The sequence below is a fragment of the Ruegeria sp. BE3 genome, assembly GCF_056538865.1.
Genome location: NZ_JBQFTW010000002.1, coordinates 379446 through 395269, shown reverse-complemented (window position 1 = coordinate 395269; position 15824 = coordinate 379446). Strand labels below are relative to the sequence as shown.

The window sequence follows — 15824 nt, the reverse complement described above, 5'->3', positions numbered from 1 at the left end:
CACGGATGCCCTACCCCAGTTCAGCAAATCCGACGTTGGGCCTTGTAAGGCAGGCTTAGCCACCGGATTGCGTCACGCTCGCCCAACATAAGGCGAACCCCCGTCATAAATGTGGCAAAAAATGGACCACAAGGCAAGGAAAACACCGGGAAAATCTGGCCAAGAGGCTGAAATAGATAAACAATCCAACTTCAGAAGCTCGATTGCAAAAAAATCGTAAACGATGAGAGAGTGAGCAGCGTTACTTCCTGTCGCGCCAACGATTCACGATTGGATAGCGGCGATCTAGCCAGAAGGCCCTTGGCGTCAGCCGGGTGCCCGGCGCAGATTGAAAGCGCTTGTATTCACTGATGTAAATCAGATGTTCCACCCGCCGCGCCTCGGCCTCGTCAAACCCAGCAGCCACGCAATCCGCGACCGAGCCATCCTGATCCACCAGAATGTCCAGTATTGCATCCAAAATGGGGTAGTCCGGCAAGCTGTCGCTGTCCTTCTGGTCCTCGCGCAACTCAGCGCTCGGTGGCTTGTCGATGACCGAAGGGCGAATGACCTCGCCGTCAGGCCCCATCATCCAATCGCGGTGATTGGCGTTGCGCCAGCGGCAGGTTTCGAACACGCGGGTTTTGTACAGATCCTTGATCGGATTGTAGCCCCCATTCATGTCGCCATAAATCGTGGCATACCCCACCGCGACCTCGGATTTATTGCCAGTGGTCAGCAGCATCTCACCAAACTTGTTCGAGATCGCCATCAGCAGCAGCCCGCGCAGCCGGGATTGGATATTCTCTTCGGTCAGATCTTCGTTCCGGCCTTCAAACAGAGGTGCCAGAGTCTCGGTCACCGCGGCCCGTCCCTGTGAGATCGGTACGAAATCATAATGTACGCCCAGCGCCTGCGCGACCGCTTCGGCATCGTCCAACGAGCTTTGGCTGGTATATTCCGAAGGGAGCATCACGCAGCGCACATTTTCTGCCCCGATGGCGTCCACTGCGATGGCCGCCACAAGCGCCGAGTCGACGCCGCCTGACAAGCCCAAAACCGCTTTCCCAAACCCGGTCTTACCCATGTAGTCGCGCAGCGACTGCACCATCGCGCGATAGTCCTGCTCCCATGTGTCGGGTTGGGGCACGACATCACCGGGCACGATCTGCCAGCCGTCCTCCCCACGCAGCAGGTCGATATGTTGTACCGCCTCGTCAAAGACCGGCATACGAAACGCCAGCTCTCCGCCCGGGTTCAAACCGAAGGTGGCGCCGTCGAACACCTGATCATCCTGACCGCCGACCATGTTCAGATAAATCAGAGGCAACCCGGTCTCGACCACGCGCGAAACCATGTGGTTCAGCCGGATGTCATATTTGTCACGGAAATAGGGCGAACCGTTGGGGATCAGCAGAAACTCGGCCCCGGTTTCCTCAAGCGTTTCAGCCACATCTTCATGCCAGCCGTCCTCGCAGATCGGGCTGCCAATACGGATGTTACCAACCGCATAGGGCCCACCCAGCGGGCCTGCATCATACAGCCGAACCTCATCAAAAACAGTTTCGTTGGGTAGATGGTGCTTGAGAACTTTGCTGACGATCCGGCCGCCCTTGAGGATCAGGTAGGCATTGTAAAGCTTGCCTCCTTCGACCCGCGGCCCGCCGATCGCCAGCGCAGGACCTTCGGCGCATTGTTCGGCCAGCGACTCGATCGCCGCCATGGCAGCGCGATGGAACACCGGTTTCATAACCAGATCCTGTGTGTTGTATCCGGTGATGAACATCTCGGGCAACGCCACTAGATCAGCCTGCGCATCGCGCCCTTCGGCCCATGCAGCGGCGGCTTTGGCAGCATTGCCATCGATATCCCCCACGGTGGGGTTCAGCTGCGCCAGAGTGATACGGAAACGATCGGCCATCTTGCCCTCTTGCCTTCGTCAGTCTTTCAGGGATTTAGCAGATCACAGCGCAAGTAAAAGGCAAATGCGGCAAAAGCCGTTGCTCTGCTCTTAGCGGTATCCTAGTTTTGCGCCAGAACCACATTCAATCTACCCCGCAGGCAGGTACGACCATGAACGCGATCCGCATCTCAATTGCCGCAGCAACGCTTGCCTTGTTGGCGCAGGTGACCATCGCCCAGCAAGACGGCCAGGTCGTCATTGCGGATGACGATGTAGGTGGCGTGTATGAAGGTACGTTTGAAAACGGTTTGCGTCACGGGACAGGAACCTATCGCCTGCCCAACGGATTCGAATATTCCGGAGAATGGGTCGAAGGCGAGATTCAGGGCCAGGGAATCGCACGCTACGTCAATGGCGCTGTCTATGAAGGAAATTTTTCGAAAGGTCGGCCCGAGGGACGCGGTAAGATCATCTATGCCGATGGACGCACCTATGAAGGCGACTGGTCCGAGGGCGCGATCAACGGGGCGGGTATCGCGGAATACACCAACGGCATGCGCTATGAAGGTACCTTTGAGGATGCCAAACGCCACGGCAAAGGCGTGCTGACCGGCCCGGACGGGTATGTTTATGACGGTGACTGGATTGAGGGCCGGAAAGAGGGCACGGCCAAGATCACCTATGCCGATGGCAGCACATATGAAGGCGGTATCAAAAACGGACAACGCCACGGAACGGGTGCTCAGAACATGGCAGACGGCTTCACCTATTCCGGTGACTGGGTCGAGGATACGATGACCGGCGCCGGGCGTCTGGTTTATGCCAACGGTGATGTTTATGAGGGCACTCTGGCCAATGGACGACGGCAGGGCGAAGGCAAGGTCACCCATGCCAATGGCGCCGTCTATGAGGGCAATTTCGCCGATGATATGCGCAATGGACAGGGAACCTTCACCGGTACCGACGGTTTTCGATATAGCGGCGAGTGGCAAAACGGTCAGATTCAGGGCCTGGGCGAAGTGACCTATGCGGATGGTTCGGTCTATGTAGGCGATTTTCAGGATGACCTTCCTCACGGCAAAGGCCGTACGACATACCCGAACGGCACCGTTTATGATGGCGATTGGGTGGCGGGTATTTTCGAAGGTTCTGGAACCGCGAGCTACCCCAACGGCACCGTTTACAAGGGACAGTTCAGGAATGCCCGCAGCCACGGCAAAGGCGTGCTGACCTTTGCCAATGGCTATCAATACGACGGTGAATGGATTGACGGCGTTCGGCATGGCAAGGGCAAAGCTACATTCCCGGATGGCACCGCCTACAACGGCGATTTCGAGGATGGGAAACGTCAGGGTCAGGGCACGCTCACCCGGCCCGGCGGGTTCAGCTATACCGGCGCTTGGCTCGATGGAAAAATCAGCGGCTTTGGCACGGCCACCTACGAGACCGGCGATATCTATGAGGGCAACTTCCTCGACAACAAACGCCATGGCGACGGCACCATGCGCTATGCCGGTGGTGAGGTTGAAACCGGTGTCTGGGACAATGACACTCTGGCAAGCGAAGCTGAAACGCCACTTGAGCCGGCGACCTCAGCGACCGACGCCGAAGCGTCAGAACCTGAAGCGGATCCGACCAACACGGACGCAAATGACGGCTGATACCGCCTACCAGGGCACGGGTTTCCCGGCCCAATCATAGAACCCGCCCGTTTCGGCCGGTGTAAGACCGTCGATAACGGAAATCAAATTGGCTGCGGCTTCACTGGGTTCAACGACGGGATGGCGGCCCAGGTACTTCTCGGTAAAAGCGGTCTTGACCGTCCCCGGATGCAGAGCGACGCACAAGGCCAGCTTATGCGTCCGTGCGAGTTCGATCGCTGCCGTATGAACGATTTGATTCACCGCCGCCTTGGACGCGCGATAGCTGACCCAGCCACCCAACCGATTGTCGCCGATGGACCCGACGCGCGCAGACAGTACGGCAATTGTCGCCCGGCGATCTCGCGGCAGCAGACGAGGCGCATGGCGCAGAACCAGCGCCGGACCCACCGCATTGAGGGAAAACTGATCCATCATCGCCTGCGCCGTGACTGCCCGAATAGACTTCTCAGGCGGCGTTTCATTGATCTCCAATGCGCCGGACGCAACCAGGATCACGTCGAATGGGCCGGTAAGGTCGGACAACATCTGGTCCGCCACTTCGGGTTGGGTCAGATCAAACCCATCCCCGGATCGCGACAGACGGACCACAGCCGTGCCCTGCGACTGCAGGCATGTACTCAGGGCGCGACCAATTCCGCCGGATGCGCCGATTATCAATGCGTTTTTCATGCTGCACGAGCTAGGTGGAAAGCCCGCCCCATCAACTGTGCATCCAAATTTCACCGCAACTGAATTTCCTTCTTTTCAATCGCGCCCCGCGCTGTATAAGCTCAACCCCATGATCAACCGCGCAGATATCCTTGTTGCCGACACCGCCCTTCGCGGTGCGTCGCTGCGTGGCCTACTGATCCTAATCCGCCTCTGAGCGTGCCATCCGGCGCGCCCGCTCAGAGGAGGACGCCCGCGCGCCATAGGCTTTAGGACAGAAGAAGAAAGAGATTCCCATGACTAACGTGACCGACCAAAACCGCGTCGTGATCTTCGATACCACTTTGCGCGATGGCGAGCAGAGCCCAGGCGCAACCATGACCCATGACGAAAAGCTTGAGATTGCCGAACTGCTGGACGAGATGGGTGTCGACATTATCGAGGCCGGTTTCCCCATCGCCTCCGAAGGTGACTTCAAGGCCGTGTCCGAGATCGCGCAGCGTTCGAGAAACAGCCGCATCTGCGGTCTGGCCCGCGCCAATTTCGCCGACATCGACCGGTGCTGGGAGGCGGTGAAACACGCTGAAAAAAACCGTATTCACACCTTCATCGGTACGTCCCCGCTGCACCGCGCCATTCCAAACCTGACTCAGGACGAGATGGCCGAGAAAATCCATGAGACAGTCAGCCACGCCCGTAATCTGTGTGAGAACGTGCAGTGGTCGCCGATGGACGCGACCCGGACCGAATGGGACTACCTCTGCCGCGTGATCGAAATCGCGATCAAGGCAGGCGCAACCACCATCAACATCCCGGACACCGTGGGCTACACCGCTCCGGTCGAAAGCGCGGACCTGATCAAGCGCCTGATCGAAACGGTACCCGGTGCGGATGAAGTGGTGTTCGCCACCCATTGCCACAACGACCTTGGCATGGCGACCGCGAACTCTCTGGCCGCTGTCGCGGGCGGCGCGCGCCAGATCGAATGCACCATAAACGGATTGGGCGAGCGCGCAGGCAACACGGCGCTGGAAGAGGTGGTGATGGCGCTGCGCACCCGCAACGACATCATGCCATGGCATACCGGTATCGACACCACCAAGATCATGCATATCTCGCGCCGGGTCGCGACCGTGGCGGGTTTCCCGGTACAGTTCAACAAGGCCATCGTCGGTAAGAACGCTTTTGCCCACGAGAGCGGTATCCATCAGGATGGGATGCTGAAGAACCGCGAGAATTTCGAGATCATGCGCCCCGAGGATATCGGCCTCTCCGGCACCTCATTGCCGTTGGGTAAGCACTCAGGTCGCGCAGCGCTGCGCGACAAGCTGGAAACGTTGGGCTATGAGGTTGGGGACAACCAGCTGAAGGATATCTTCGTGCGGTTCAAGGATCTGGCCGATCGCAAGAAAGAGGTCTTTGATGATGACCTCATAGCGCTGATGACGCTGGACGATGATGAGGCCAACGATCACCTGCAACTCGTCTCGATGAAGGTCACCTGCGGCACCGGTGGTCAGGCAGAATCGACCGTGGAGCTGGAGGTTGACGGCAAGGATATCATCGCGACGGAACACGGTGATGGTCCTGTGGACGCGACCTTCAAGGCGGTCCGTGCGATCTACCCGAACGAGGCCCATCTGCAGCTTTATCAAGTTCATGCAGTGACCGAAGGCACCGACGCGCAGGCCACTGTGTCCGTGCGTCTGGAAGAGGACGGCATGATCGCCACCGGTCAATCTGCGAATACGGATACCGTTGTGGCCTCGGCCAAAGCCTATATCCATGCCCTGAACCGTCTGATCATGCGTCGCGAAAAGGCTGGCCCGGGTGCCGATACGCGCGAGATCAGCTACAAAGACCTGACCTGATCAAAGGGGAGGGCTCCCGCACCCGCGGGTGCCCGGCTACGCCGACCCCCCTTGCGGCTTTGGGCCCGGCAGCGCGCCTGCGGCGCGCTGCCGGGCCCAACTCGTTTGACGGCATCTTTGATGCTGGCAAACGAGGCGGGAGCAATTCCGTACTCTTATCATCCAGCTTCTCAGAGTTTTGCGAACAGGTCCGAGAGGCGATCGATCTCATCTTCGATGCCAAAAGGCGCATTCAGCATGAACATACCCGACCCAACCATTCGATGCCCTTCGCGCACCGGCGGGAAATTCACCTCGTGGCAAATCGACTTGGGATAGCCCGCGGCACCCAATGCCGAAACCATGGGTTTGTGGCGTGCATCCGTCAGGATCGGGTACCAAAGCGCGATCACTCCGACATTCCATTTGCGGTGCAGCTTGGCGATCAACCCCGGCAACCGCTCGTAATCCGCCTTCACTTCATAGCTGGGGTCGATCAGCATCATTCCACGTCTTGGCACCGGAGGCAGCAAGGACTGGGCCAATTCGAAACCGTCCTGCCGATAAACCTTTGCCCCGTAGGGCGACAGCGCCAGTGACAGCGCCGCGTACTCCTCCGGATGTAGCTCGGCGAAATGCAGACTATCCTGTTCCCGCAAAAGATTGGCCGCAATCAATGGTGATCCCGGGTAGGCCGCAGCGCCATGACGGGACTGCACCGCCTTCAGCACGCGGGTCATCGGATGTTCTGCACTAAACCACCCCTCCTGTTGCGCGCGCGCGATCCCGGCGACAGCTTCGCCTGTTCGGACAGCTTCGGCCGCATCAAGATGATAAAGACCGCGACCGGAATGCGTCTCGACATAGCTGATCGGCTTGTCCTTTTGCGTCAGATAACGCAGCGTCCATGCCAATAATGCGTGCTTTTGCACATCAGCCAGATTTCCAGCGTGGTAAATGTGTTGATATGAGAGCATTTTGCCTTCTAAAGTCCCTATCAATAAGGCGGAAAGGTGCTGATTGTCGCGGAATCAGCCCTTTAACCGGGCGAGTTGGCACCCTATAAGGCATCCGTCCCGGAACCGTCGAGTCGCGGGCAGTGGAAATTCTGACAAATGGGATCAGTGAAAATATGGGCATCTTTGGCAATCTGGGCGGCCTGTTCTCAGCAGACATGGCAATTGACCTCGGGACGGCGAATACGCTGGTTTATGTCAAAGGGCGTGGCGTGATCCTGTCTGAACCATCCGTCGTGGCCTATCACGTCAAGGATGGAGTGAAAAAGGTTCTGGCCGTCGGTGAAGATGCCAAGCTGATGCTGGGCCGGACCCCCGGCTCTATTGAGGCCATCCGCCCCATGCGCGAAGGTGTCATTGCCGACTTCGACACCGCCGAGGAGATGATCAAGCATTTCATCCGCAAGGTGCACAAGCGCTCGACATTCTCGAAGCCCAAAATCATCGTCTGTGTCCCGCATGGCGCGACACCGGTCGAAAAGCGTGCAATCCGCCAGTCGGTTCTCTCTGCTGGCGCGCGGCGCGCGGGCCTGATTGCCGAGCCGATTGCGGCCGCGATTGGTGCCGGGATGCCGATCACCGACCCAACCGGCAACATGGTTGTCGATATCGGCGGCGGCACCACCGAGGTGGCCGTTCTGTCGCTGGGCGACATCGTGTACGCGCGCTCGGTTCGCGTCGGTGGAGACCGTATGGACGAGGCCATCATCTCGTACCTGCGTCGTCAGCAAAACTTGTTGGTCGGTGAATCCACTGCCGAACGCATCAAGACCACCATCGGCACCGCCCGCATGCCCGACGACGGCCGCGGCCAGTCGATGCATATCCGCGGTCGCGACCTGCTGAACGGTGTACCCAAGGAAATCGAGATCAGCCAGGCACAGGTGGCCGAGGCGCTGTCGGAACCCGTCCAGCAGATCTGCGAGGCCGTGATGACCGCACTGGAAACCACTCCGCCCGATCTGGCAGCCGACATTGTCGACCGGGGTGTGATGCTGACTGGTGGTGGTGCTCTGCTGGGCGATCTGGACCTTGCATTGCGCGAACAGACAGGTCTGGCCGTGTCGATCGCCGATGAAAGCCTGAATTGTGTGGCTTTGGGCACCGGCAAGGCTTTGGAATACGAAAAACAACTGCGCCACGCGATTGACTACGACAGCTAAGGCGCGCACCCTGATAGGGTAAGACCTCGGGCACGAGCAGCACGGGAAGGTAACCTGTGGCAAAGGACCGATCACAGCGCGATGAATACACAACCCCCTTGCGCCGCCTGCTGCTGGGGATCGTGGTTCTGTGCTTGCTGGCGATCTTTCTGGTCTGGCGCATCGATAGCCCGCGTGTCGAGCGGTTCAGGGCGCAGGTGGTGGATACGGTTGTCCCTTCGATGGAATGGGCGATGGTGCCGGTCACTGGTGCCGTCAATCTTGTGCGGGACTTCCAAAGCTATCAGCGCCTGAGCGAACAAAATCAGGAGCTGCGTAGCGAGCTGCGCCTGATGCGCGCCTGGAAAGAGGCCGCGCTGCAGCTGGAGCAGGAGAACGCGCGCCTGTTGGACCTGAACAATGTGCGGCTTGATCCCCGGCTTACATATGTGACCGGCGTGGTGATGGCCGATAGTGGCTCACCTTTCCGGCAATCCGTGCTGCTGAATGTGGGCGAGCGTGATGGGATCGTCGATGGCTGGGCCACGATGGACGGGATCGGCGTGGTCGGACGTATCTCGGGGGTTGGGCCGGATACGGCGCGGGTGATCCTGCTGACGGATGCATCCAGCGCGATACCGGCAACCATTCAGCCCTCGGGTCAAACCGCGCTGATCGCAGGTGACAACAGCGCATCGCCGCTGGTTGAGTTCCTCGAGAATCGCGAGTTCGTCCGCCCCGGAGATCGCGTTGTGACATCCGGAGATGGCGGCGTGTTTCCAGGTGGATTGCTGATCGGTCAGATTGCCGTCGATCCGGGCGGCAGGTTGCGCGTGCGGCTTTCAGCCGATTTTGAACGGCTCGAGTTCCTGCGCGTCCTGCGCTTCCAATCCGCCCAACCCATTCAAGACCCCGGCGGCATCGTCGGACCCCGGCAACCTGCGGCTGCACTCACTCCGCAAGAGGTTACCGATGGATAGGCCAACCTCACATCTCTGGCTGAAACGCGGGCTTTATATCGCGCTTGCGGTGCTGGTGATGTTCCTGCACCTGCTGCCGCTCGACAGCAAGCCGGATCGATGGCCCTTTCCGGATATCCTGATTGCACTGACTTTTGCATGGGTGCTGCGCCGCCCGGAGTATGTGCCGATCCTTGCGATTGCGTTCGTGATGCTGATGGCTGATCTACTGCTACAACGTCCTCCGGGGCTGATGGCTGCGCTGGTCGTTTTGGGTGCAGCCTATCTGCGCAATGCTGCGCCGGGGATGCGGGATGGCGGGTTCGTCAGCGAATGGACCAACGTAGGCGCGGTGATCACGGCAGTTTTTGTGCTCAACCGCGTCATTCTTGCTATTCTGTCTGTGCAACAGGCAACGCTGGGACCGGTGGTGATACAAGTTGTTCTGACAATTGCGGCTTATCCTGTGATCGCCCTGCTCAGTCAGAGCGCGTTTGGCGTGCGTCGCAAGTCTGTCACTGACAGCACAGCCCCGGGGGCACGGGCATGAAGCAGCGCAAACCGAAATCACAAGGCCTCGCCTATAAGCGGCTGCCCCGCCGGGCGCTGGTTTTAGGCGGGTTGCAGGCCGCGTTCATTGGCGGGCTGGCGGCCCGCATGCGGTTTATGCAGGTAGATCAGGCCGATGAATACCGTCTGCTGGCCGAGGAAAACCGCATCAACATCCGTCTGATCCCCCCGACACGCGGGCGGATCTATGATCGCAACGGGCAGATCATCGGTCAGAATTCGCCATCTTATCGCATCGTGATGGTGCGCGAAGATGCAGGCGATATCGACAAGGTCATTACCAAGCTATCTGAACTGATCCCCCTCACCCAAGACGAGATTGAGCGCGCGAAAGCCGAGATGCGCCGCTCTGCTCCATTCCTGCCGGTCACGCTCGCCGATCAGGTCACATGGGAAGATATTTCGAAAGTCGCCGTCAACGCCCCTGCCCTGCCCGGTGTCACGCCCGAGGTGGGATCGACGCGTCAGTACCCTCGGTACGAGGATTTTGCCCATGTGGTGGGCTATGTTGGCCCGGTCAGCGATTATGATCTCAGCCAGATCGACGACCCCGAACCGGTGCTGCGCATCCCTCGGTTCCAGATCGGAAAAGTCGGTCTTGAATCCAAACAGGAAATCGCGTTGCGCGGCAAAGCCGGTGCCAAGCGGGTCGAGGTTAACGCGACGGGCCGCGTGATGCGTGAACTCGACCGGCAGGAAGGCACTGCCGGGGCGGATCTGCAACTCTCGGTCGACGCCGATCTTCAGCAATACGCGCAAGCCCGCCTGGCCGGAGAAAGTGCTGCCGCCGTTGTGATCGACTGCGAAACCGGCGATATCCGCGCCATCAGTTCGGCCCCAAGCTTCGATCCAAACCTGTTTGTTCGCGGTATTTCAGTTGCTGATTACCGCACGCTAACCAATGACAAGTACCGCCCGCTGGCCAACAAGACGGTGCAGGGCACCTATCCGCCCGGTTCGACCTTCAAAATGATCACCGCGCTGGCTGCGCTTGAAGCCGGAGTGATCGGCCCGTCGAACACAGTATACTGCCCCGGTCATCTGAAGGTCGGTAGCCGCCGATTCCACTGCTGGAAACGCGGCGGGCATGGAACTGTTGATCTGGAACTGTCGCTGAAGCGCAGCTGCGATGTCTACTACTATGATGTCGCCCTGCGGGTTGGCATCGACAAGATATCCGAGATGGCGCGCACCTTTGGACTGGGGGTCAAGCACGATATTCCGATGTCCGCCGTGGCGGCTGGCCTAACCCCCAACCAGGATTGGAAAGAGCGGGTGCACGGGCAGGAATGGCTGATTGGTGACACGGCGAACGCCTCGATCGGTCAGGGCTTCATGCTGGCTTCACCGCTGCAGTTGGCGGTGATGACGGCACGGCTGGCGACCGGACGAGCGGTGACACCGCGCCTTGTTCGCTCGATCAACGGGGTAGAACAGCCCTCGGGAGCGGGCGAACCTCTGGCGGTGAACCGAAACAATCTGGAACAGGTGCGCAAAGCCATGTTCTCGGTCTCGAATGACCGGCGCGGCACGGCCTATCGCAGCCGTATCATCGCGGACGAGTTCCGTATGGCAGGCAAGACGGGTACCAGTCAGGTGCGCAACATCACAAAGGCCGAACGCGCCGCCGGCGTGATCCGCAACGAGGATCTTCCATGGGAGCGCCGCGACCACGCACTGTTTGTTAGCTTCGCACCCTACGACAATCCTAAATACGCAGTCGCTGTTGTGGTTGAACATGGCGGCGGCGGCTCAAAGGCCGCGGCCCCAGTGGCGCGCGACATCATGCTGCAAGCGCTTTACGATGGAACGCCCCCGCTTGAGGCGTATCCGACCGGTGATCGTGAGCGCATCAAGGAACAACAAAAACAGCTTGAGGGGGATCGCCGCCCCAAAGCGCGTCCTGACGTGAAGGACCGCGCATGAGCTATCTCGAATACGCCGTCAAATCCACGCCCTCCGGGTTCCGCAAGTTCTTCTATATGAACTGGCCGCTGACCCTGCTGCTGATCAGCGTGGCGAGCGCAGGTTTCCTGATGCTCTATTCGGTAGCCGGTGGGTCATGGACACCATGGGCTGAACCGCAGATAGAACGGTTCGGTCTGGGCCTAACGGTCATGTTCATCATTGCGCTTGTGCCGATCTGGTTTTGGCGAAATATGTCGGTCGTGGCCTATCTGGGCTCAATCGGCTTGCTCATCGTGGTGGAGCTGTTTGGAACGATCGGCATGGGTGCGCAGCGTTGGATTGACCTCGGCTTCATGCGACTCCAACCCTCTGAGGTGATGAAAGTGGCGCTGGTGATGGTGCTGGCTGCCTATTACGACTGGTTGCCTGCCCATAAAACATCGCGACCACTCTGGGTGATCATCCCAGTCATTCTGATCCTGATCCCGACCTTTATGGTCCTACGTCAGCCAGACCTCGGCACTTCGATCCTGCTGCTGGCGGCAGGCGGAGGTTTGATGTTCCTCGCCGGTGTCCACTGGGCCTATTTCGCCGCCGTAATTGCGGCAGGGGTCGGCCTGATCGCCACCGTTTTCAATAGTCGCGGAACAGAATGGCAATTGCTCAAAGATTACCAGTTCCGCCGGATTGATACCTTTCTGGACCCTTCAACCGATCCGTTGGGGGCTGGATATCACATCACCCAATCCAAGATCGCTTTAGGCTCGGGCGGCTGGAACGGGCGCGGGTTCATGCAGGGCACGCAATCACGGCTGAACTTCCTGCCCGAGAAACACACCGATTTCATCTTCACCACATTGGCCGAAGAGTTTGGCTTCGTCGGCGGTATCACCCTGCTGATCCTCTATGCCATGATCCTGATCTTCTGCATGGTCACGGCTCTGGCAACCAAAGATCGGTTCTCGTCCCTGGTGACGCTGGGCATTGCGCTGAACTTCTTCCTGTTCTTTGCCGTTAACATGTCGATGGTCATGGGGCTTGCCCCGGTTGTCGGTGTGCCATTGCCGATGGTCAGCTATGGCGGCTCGGCCATGCTGGTGCTGATGGCCGCCTTCGGCATCGTGCAAAGCGCCCATATCCATCGTCCCCGCTAAGAGGTACCAATGCCCGTTAACGTCCTGTTTTCCGCCCGCCCCGGGTTGTGGCCGGAATATGAACCGCTGCTGCGCAAGGGTCTAACCGAGGCTGGGTTGGATTTTCATCTGGCCACAGACATCCCCGCAGATCAGGTCGATTATGTGGTCTATGCCCCGAACGGGGGGCTGCGGGATTTCACCCCGTTCACCCGCCTCAAGGCGGTGTTCAGTCTTTGGGCCGGGGTAGAAAGCATATCGGGCAATGAGACCCTGACCGTACCGCTGACGCGCATGGTGGACAGCGGGCTGAAACAGGGCATGACGGAATGGGTGGTGGGCCATGTGCTGCGCTATCACCTCGGCATGGACCGCCACATCACCCAACAGGATGCAACATGGGAACCGGATGCACCGCCTTTGTCATCCCAACGCACCGTGGTCGTTTTGGGTTTGGGTGAGCTGGGCGCGGCTGCGGCGCGGGCGCTGGCGGATTTGGGCTTTCACGTCATCGGCTGGAGCCGGACCGCAAAGGACATTCTCGGAGTGACCTGCCTGCACGAGGCGGACGGCCTGCGTGATGCCCTGTCTCAGGCCGAGATCGTGGTTCTGCTACTGCCAGACACGCCGGCGACCGAAAACACGCTGAACGCAGAATCGCTTGCCCTATTGCCAAAAGGGGCCAAGATCATCAACCCGGGCCGCGGACCTCTGATCGATGATGACGCCCTGCTGACCGCACTGAATTCAGAGCAGGTCGGACATGCCACGCTAGACGTCTTCCGCATCGAACCGCTGCCGACCGAGCATCCCTATTGGGCGCATCCGAATGTGACGGTGACGCCCCATATTGCATCTGAGACCCGACCGGTGACCGCCGCTCAGGTGATCTGCGAGAACATTCGCCGAGGTGAAGCGGGCGAGCCCTTTCTCCACCTCGTTGACCGCGAACTGGGGTATTAGGCCGCGATCAGCCCGCGACCCTTCAGCAAGGCCTCGACCCCCGGCAGACGCCCGCGGAATGCCAGGTACAACTCCTCCGCCTCACGCGAACCACCGGTTGAGAGGATATTGTCCTCCAGCGCCTTGGCGCGTTCTGGGTCAAATGCGCCGCCTGCTTCTTCGAACGCCGCAAAAGCATCGGCATCCATAACCTCGGACCACATATAGCTGTAGTAGCCCGAGCTGTATCCGTCGCCTGCAAATACATGGGCGAAATGCGGGGTGGCGTGGCGCATTCCTATGGCGGATGGCATGCCAATATCGGCCAGAACCTCGGCCTGTTTCGCCATCGGATCAGCGGGTGCAGCGCCGTCATGGAATGCCAGATCGACCAGAGCCGAGGCCACATACTCGACCGTCTGGAATCCTTGATCGAAATTGGCCGCCTTCAGCACCTTTTCCAGCATCTCTTGCGGCATCGGTGCGCCCGTCTCGGCATGGGTGGCGAATTCGGCCAGAACCTCGGGCACTTCCAGCCAATGTTCATAAAGCTGGCTGGGCAGTTCAACAAAATCACGCGCAACGGAGGTGCCCGAGATGCTTTCGTAAGTCACATTGGACAGCATCTGATGCAGCGCGTGACCGAATTCATGAAACAGCGTGCGCGCATCGTCATAGGACAACAGCGCCGGGTCACCTTTGGCGAAGTTGCAGACATTGATCACGACCGGGGCCTGCACTTTCGGGAATTTCGCCTGCCCTCGCATCGCGCTGCACCATGCACCCGAGCGTTTTGATCCGCGCGCGAAATAATCCCCGATGAACACCGCGATGTGCTGCCCGTCGCGGGTCACCTCCCATGCACGGCAATCAGGGTGGTAGAGCGGCACATCCAGCGGTGTAAATTCCAGTCCGAACAGGCGATTGGCGCAGGCAAAAGACGCCTCGATCATCCGGTCCAGCTGCAGGTAGGGCTTCAGCGCTGCCTCATCCAGATCATGTTCGGCCTTGCGGCGTTTCTCAGCGTAGTAGCGCCAGTCCCAAGCCGCCAGCGGGCCATTGACGCCATCCTCTTGCATCATTGCAGTCAACACTTCAGCATCCGCGTCTGCGCGGGTTTTGGCGGGCTCCCATACGTCCATCAACAGCTCACGCACACGGTCCGGCGTGCGGGCCATCTCGGTCTCCAGCTTGTACTCGGCGAAGCTGTCATAGCCTAGGAGCTTGGCGCGTTCTTCACGCAAGCGCAGAATTTCCGCCGCAATTTCCCGGTTGTCAGTGTCGCCACCATTCGCGCCGCGCGCAGTCCAAGCGCGGTAGGCTTTTTCGCGCAAGTCCCGGCGCGGCGAGAATTGCAGGAACGGCACAATGATCGACCGCGAGAGCGTAACTACAGGGCCGTCCACGCCCTTCTCCTGCCCTGCAGCGCGTGCGGCATTGACCGCAAATTCAGGCAGGCCCTGCAGATCATCCTCGGTCAGCTCCATGAACCAATCGCGCTCGTCCGCCAATAAGTTCTGGGTAAAGGACGTGCCCAGCGAGGCAAGCCGTGCCTTTATCTCTTGCATGCGCGCATCGGCATCACCTTCCAGCGCAGCACCTGCGCGCACGAAACCACGATGCGACAGCATCAGAACGCGCGCCTGTTCGTCACTCAGACGCAGCTCATCGCGGCGTGCCCACAGATCAGCCACGCGCCGAAACAAAGTCTTGTTGGATGAAATCCCCGAAAAATGCGCCGCCAGTTTCGGTGAGAAATCGCGCTGCAGCTCTTCGCGCTTGGGATTGCTGTCCGCGCCCGCAACCGTGAAGAACACCGACAGGACCTTATCCAATTGCTCGCCTGCGGCCTCTAAGGCTTCGATGGTATTGGCGAATGTTGGGACTTCAGGGTCGGCCGCAATCGCCTCGATCTGCGCGTTATGGGCCTTCAGTGCCTCTTCCAGAGCAGGGGAAAAATCGTCATCCGAGATCTTGGCAAAGGGGGCGAGTTCAAACGGAGTTGTCCAGTCGGACAGGATCGGGTTCGTCATTCTGATCTCCTTTGCTGGTCAAGCTAGGTAGGCCGGGGGCAATGGTCCAGAGGCAGCGGATCGGAAAGATCGGATTC

The 15824-nt window shown here is 59.4% G+C and carries 12 protein-coding genes; 8 read left to right on the top strand and 4 right to left on the bottom strand.

All coding sequences use genetic code 11. The annotated features are described in order from the left end of the window. Nucleotides 1-241: 241 nt before the first annotated feature. Entirely contained in the window at nucleotides 242-1900 is a 1659-nt protein-coding gene (locus ACR0AZ_RS09365) for an NAD+ synthase (protein WP_480470841.1), read from the bottom strand. A 152-nt stretch (nucleotides 1901-2052) separates the two neighbouring features. Between ACR0AZ_RS09365 and ACR0AZ_RS09360 the strand changes: the two genes are divergently transcribed. Continuing rightward, nucleotides 2053-3543, top strand: a complete 1491-nt coding sequence (locus tag ACR0AZ_RS09360) for an MORN repeat-containing protein (protein WP_480667287.1) — start codon at nucleotides 2053-2055, stop codon at nucleotides 3541-3543. Nucleotides 3544-3549: 6 nt separating this feature from the next. Here the strand turns inward: ACR0AZ_RS09360 and ACR0AZ_RS09355 are convergent, their stop codons facing one another. Beyond that, complete coding sequence (locus ACR0AZ_RS09355) at nucleotides 3550-4215, bottom strand: SDR family NAD(P)-dependent oxidoreductase (RefSeq protein WP_480667286.1); 666 nt, start codon at nucleotides 4213-4215, stop codon at nucleotides 3550-3552. A gap of 275 nt (nucleotides 4216-4490) precedes the next feature. On the opposite strand from ACR0AZ_RS09355, the gene ACR0AZ_RS09350 reads away from it, so the two are divergent. Continuing rightward, nucleotides 4491-6065, top strand: a complete 1575-nt coding sequence (locus tag ACR0AZ_RS09350; RefSeq protein WP_480470844.1) for a 2-isopropylmalate synthase — start codon at nucleotides 4491-4493, stop codon at nucleotides 6063-6065. 170 nt (nucleotides 6066-6235) lie between these two features. Here the strand turns inward: ACR0AZ_RS09350 and ACR0AZ_RS09345 are convergent, their stop codons facing one another. Then, nucleotides 6236-7021 carry a 23S rRNA (adenine(2030)-N(6))-methyltransferase RlmJ gene (locus tag ACR0AZ_RS09345; protein WP_480470845.1) on the bottom strand — a complete coding sequence of 262 codons (786 nt, stop codon included), beginning with the start codon at nucleotides 7019-7021 and terminating at the stop codon, nucleotides 6236-6238. A gap of 155 nt (nucleotides 7022-7176) precedes the next feature. Here ACR0AZ_RS09345 and ACR0AZ_RS09340 point away from each other — a divergent pair, with 155 nt between their 5' ends. From ACR0AZ_RS09340 to ACR0AZ_RS09315, 6 genes are read left to right on the top strand one after another with little or no spacing between them, the layout of a single operon-like run. Next, nucleotides 7177-8223 (top strand): rod shape-determining protein, encoded by a 1047-nt coding sequence (locus ACR0AZ_RS09340; protein ID WP_480471919.1) that lies wholly within the window; start codon nucleotides 7177-7179, stop codon nucleotides 8221-8223. 56 nt (nucleotides 8224-8279) lie between these two features. Next, the gene (gene mreC / locus ACR0AZ_RS09335; RefSeq protein WP_480470846.1) at nucleotides 8280-9182 is read left to right on the top strand and encodes a rod shape-determining protein MreC; all 903 of its coding nucleotides are present in this window, start codon (nucleotides 8280-8282) and stop codon (nucleotides 9180-9182) included. After that, entirely contained in the window at nucleotides 9175-9711 is a 537-nt protein-coding gene (locus ACR0AZ_RS09330; protein WP_480667285.1) for a rod shape-determining protein MreD, read from the top strand. The genes mreC and ACR0AZ_RS09330 overlap by 8 nt, the downstream gene beginning before the upstream one ends. Beyond that, nucleotides 9708-11657 (top strand): penicillin-binding protein 2, encoded by a 1950-nt coding sequence (gene mrdA / locus ACR0AZ_RS09325; RefSeq protein ID WP_480667284.1) that lies wholly within the window; start codon nucleotides 9708-9710, stop codon nucleotides 11655-11657. The genes ACR0AZ_RS09330 and mrdA overlap by 4 nt, the downstream gene beginning before the upstream one ends. Beyond that, nucleotides 11654-12793 carry a rod shape-determining protein RodA gene (gene rodA / locus ACR0AZ_RS09320; RefSeq protein WP_480667283.1) on the top strand — a complete coding sequence of 380 codons (1140 nt, stop codon included), beginning with the start codon at nucleotides 11654-11656 and terminating at the stop codon, nucleotides 12791-12793. Before mrdA ends, rodA begins: the two co-directional genes overlap by 4 nt. Before the next feature lie 9 nt (nucleotides 12794-12802). Further along, nucleotides 12803-13735: a 2-hydroxyacid dehydrogenase gene (locus ACR0AZ_RS09315; protein WP_480667282.1), complete on the top strand. Its 933-nt coding sequence runs from the start codon at nucleotides 12803-12805 to the stop codon at nucleotides 13733-13735. Here ACR0AZ_RS09315 and ACR0AZ_RS09310 read toward each other — a convergent pair. Beyond that, nucleotides 13732-15747, bottom strand: a complete 2016-nt coding sequence (locus ACR0AZ_RS09310) for a M3 family metallopeptidase (RefSeq protein WP_480667281.1) — start codon at nucleotides 15745-15747, stop codon at nucleotides 13732-13734. The genes ACR0AZ_RS09315 and ACR0AZ_RS09310 overlap by 4 nt on opposite strands. Between the last annotated feature and the right edge of the window lie 77 nt (nucleotides 15748-15824).